This is a genomic window from Bradyrhizobium sp. TM233 (assembly GCF_036247965.1).
Classification (GTDB): domain Bacteria; phylum Pseudomonadota; class Alphaproteobacteria; order Rhizobiales; family Xanthobacteraceae; genus Bradyrhizobium; species Bradyrhizobium ottawaense.
The window spans coordinates 1-3,452 of record NZ_BTIG01000097.1 but is presented as its reverse complement, the minus strand read 5'-3'; the positions used below and the strand labels follow the sequence as shown (position 1 = coordinate 3,452).

Sequence of the window (3,452 nt, the reverse complement as noted above, 5' to 3'; positions counted from 1 at the left end):
CTTGCCGGCGCCGTTGAGGCCGAGCAGGGCCGTGAAGCTCGCCGGCTGCACGTTGAAGGAGACGTTGATCAACGCACGCCGCTGCCCATAGGCATGACTGACGCCGTCGATCGACAGCGCCGGCACCGCCGCCGCTTCTAGCTTCGGCGCCTCCTGTGGCCCGGGAATCGGAGCGGGGCTGGTCATGGCGCGATCGTGATGCCCCAGGGCAGTTCGCCCACCTGAATCGTCTTGATCACCTTTTGCGCGGCGACGTCGATGACGGAAACGTCGTTCGACACGCCGTTGGTGGTGAGCAGATATTTCTCGTCGGGGGTGAACGCCATGTGCCAGACGCGCTGACCCACCAGCAGATATTTCGTCACCTTGCGCGAGGCGACGTCGACGACGGCAATGCGGTTGGCGGGACCGAGCGCGACGAAGGCGGTCTTGTCGTCCCTGGTCATGCCGATGCCGACCGGCTGGATCGCCTCTTTCCTCAGACCCGGAATTTCGAATGTGACCTTGCCGATGACCTCATGCTTCTTCGGGTCGATCACCGAGACGGTGCCGCCGATCTCGGAGGAGACCCACAGTTCGGAAGCGTCGTGCTTGAACTCAGCAAAGCGCGGCCGCGCATCGACCAGCACGTTGGCGACGATCTGGCGCGACGCGGTGTCGATGAAATGCGCCATGTTGGTCGTTTCCGACGTGTTGATCAGCGTCTTGCCGTCGGGGCTNNGTCTTGGCGTCGATCACCTGGATGGTGTCGTCGTCGCCGACCGCGACCATCACGAACTTGCCGTCGCGCGTGAAATCGATGCCGCGCGGGCGCTGGCCGACCTTGATGGTCTTGGTCACCGTCCAGCTGTCGGTGTCGATCACCGTCACCGTATTGCTCTTCTCGTTCGAGACATAGGCAATGAACGCATGCGCGGGCGCCGCCGCCAGCGCCAATCCCGACAAGAGCCCCACACGCCACACGCGCGACATCATCGTTCTCACTTCAGCTTGCATTTGCTCTCCGGACGATCATAGCCGAGCGTATCGAGCTCGGAGACCTGGTGCAGAAAACCTTCCTGCGGCGACACCGACACCACCATGCGGCCGTCGACCAGCAGGATCGGCTGGCGCAATTGCAGATTCCAGTCGCGCAGGGTCAATCGCGTGCCCTTGAAGGCGGCGACCGAGAAATCCGGGCCCTTGATGAAGTCCGTCACCTTCTTGACGTCGCCGGAATTGGTGCGCGAGGTCGCTTCGCCGATCATGCGGGCCGCGGTCCAGGCCTGCATGTCGAGCGCGGTCATGCGCCGCGCGTTCAGCTTGACGAAGCGGTTCTGCATCTGGATCGCGCCCCACTGGTCCTGCGATGCGTCCCAGCTGCGCGGCACCAGGCCAGCCGAGCCCGCAACGGGGCGGGGATCCCAGGTGCGATAGGGCAAATACGCGCCGAACACCTCGCTCTCGTCGGCGGCGACCAGTACGTCATAAGCAGGGGCTTGCTGGGTGAAGACAGGCATCTGCCGCTGGATCAGCGTGACGCCCGAGTCGGTGCGGCGTGCGCCGCCCTTGTCCTCGAAAGTACGCTCCTGCACGATCTTGGCGCCGAACCGCGTCGCGGTGCGCCTGAGCGCTTCGGCGAACAGCTTATCCTCGTCATGCGAGCCGACCACGAGCAGCCAGCGCGACCACTTTTTCCAAACCAGATATTGCCCGAGCGCATCGGCCAGCATCGCGCGCGTCGGCGCGGTGTGGATCACGTTGGCGCGGCAATCGGCCTCGCGTAGCCGCTCGTCGACCGCTCCCGCGTTGAACAGCAGTGTGCCGCGGTCGCGCAAGGCGTCCGAGACTTTCAGCAGCGCATCGGCGGGCAGGTCGGCGATGATGAAGCCGTTCTTCTCCGCGAGCGCGGTCGCGGCCTGGACGACGTCCTCGCCTTCCTTGATGCGGCGCTCTTCCAGCGCGAACCGCTGACCCAGGAATTTGCCGGTGGTATTGTTGTCCTCGATCGCGAGCCGCGCGCCGGCGACGCCGTCATTCTCCGCGGGCTGCTCGACCAGCGACAGTGTGGATCTGGTGCCGGCGATGCCGAGATAGCCGACGCCGATCAGGGCAGGCTCCGCCGCGAGCGCGCTCGTCGCAGCAAGACCTAAGCCAATCAGGCCGGCCAACCATCGGATCATGTTTCCTCCAAGCGTTCTCCCCCGCTTGACCGCCGGTAGAGAATTGTCTCTGCTTCAAGCATGACCAATTTGTCAGGGCATGCAACCCCGCATTTCGTCCCCGCGCGCGCGAGGCCTGGAATCACGATCATGCGAGCAATGATGGTGATCGTCGCTTTGCTGTTGACGCCTGCGCTCGCGCGCGCCGATCCNNGCCGTGTTCGATTTCGAGCTGATCGACACCAGCCTGCCCGGCGAGTTCTACGGCTCCAGGCCCGAAGAGGCGCGGCTCGTGCTCATCAGCGAGCAGCTGCGCAAGGAATTGACGGAGTCCGGCAGGTTCCAGGTGCTCGACATCGCGCCGGTCAGGGACGCCGCCCGTCACGCCAACTTACAGGCCTGCGGCGGCTGCGATCTCAAGCTCGCCGGCGAATTGGGCGCTGACCTCGAGATCACCGGCATGGTGCAGAAGGTCTCGAACCTGATCATCAATCTCAACATCTATCTGCGCGACGTGAAAACCGGCAACATGATCACGGCGGCCAGCGCCGACATGCGCGGCAACACGGATGAAGCCTGGACCCGCACGATGAGCTACCTGATCCGCAACCGGTTGCTGGCGCCGAATTACGGGAAGCGGGAGTAGGGCGCTCTTTACCCTCCAGGAGAGGGTAAGAAATCACCCCTTCAGTTTCTCCGCATGCCAGTGCAGATGATCGCCCATGAAGGTCGAGATGAAGTAATAGCTGTGGTCGTAGCCCGCCTGCCGCCGCAGCGTCAGCGGGATGCCCGCGTTGGTGCAGGCGGCTTCGAGCAGCTCGGGCTTCAGCTGTTCTTTCAAGAAATTGTCGGCTTCGCCGACGTCGACCAGGAAGCCCGAAAACTTCGCGCCGTCCTCGATCAGCGCCACCGTGTCGTGGCCGCGCCAGGCGTCCTTGTTCGGCCCGAGATAGCCGGTGAGCGCCTTGGTGCCCCAGGGCACGAGCGAGGGCGCCACGATCGGTGCGAAGGCGCTCGCGGCGCGATAGCGGTGCGGGTTGCGCAGCGCCACCGTCAGCGCGCCGTGGCCGCCCATCGAATGGCCCATGATCGATTGCCGTTTAGCGTCGACGGGAAAATTTCCCGCGATGAGCTTGGGCAATTCGTCGGTGACGTAGCTCCACATGCGATAGTTGCGCGCGAACGGCTCCTGCGTCGCGTCGACATAGAAGCCAGCCCCGAGGCCAAAATCATAGGCATTGTTGGCATCGCCCGGCACGTCGGCGCCGCGCGGTGAGGTGTCGGGCGCGACGAAGATCAGGCCGAGCTCGG

At 64.4% G+C, this 3,452-nt stretch carries 2 protein-coding genes and 3 pseudogenes; 1 reads left to right on the top strand and 4 read right to left on the bottom strand.

The window, feature by feature from the left end; translation table 11 throughout:
* The 3 genes and pseudogenes from AABA86_RS33775 to AABA86_RS33765 all read right to left on the bottom strand — a co-directional run.
* A pseudogene (locus AABA86_RS33775) lies at nt 1-186 on the bottom strand (ABC transporter ATP-binding protein); the annotation flags it as partial.
* A pseudogene (locus tag AABA86_RS33770) lies at nt 183-972 on the bottom strand (PQQ-dependent catabolism-associated beta-propeller protein). The pseudogenes AABA86_RS33775 and AABA86_RS33770, both read right to left, overlap by 4 nt.
* Before the next feature lie 8 nt (nt 973-980).
* Nucleotides 981-2,162 carry an ABC transporter substrate-binding protein gene (locus AABA86_RS33765; RefSeq protein ID WP_338309817.1) on the bottom strand — a complete coding sequence of 394 codons (1,182 nt, stop codon included), beginning with the start codon at nt 2,160-2,162 and terminating at the stop codon, nt 981-983.
* Between the two features lie 60 nt (nt 2,163-2,222).
* Between AABA86_RS33765 and AABA86_RS33760 the strand changes: the two are divergent.
* A pseudogene (locus AABA86_RS33760) lies at nt 2,223-2,787 on the top strand (DUF3280 domain-containing protein).
* A 33-nt stretch (nt 2,788-2,820) separates the two neighbouring features.
* Here the strand turns inward: AABA86_RS33760 and fghA are convergent.
* Nucleotides 2,821-3,452, bottom strand: a 632-nt coding sequence (gene fghA, locus AABA86_RS33755; RefSeq protein ID WP_338309816.1) for an S-formylglutathione hydrolase, incomplete at its 5' end; no start/stop codon positions are given.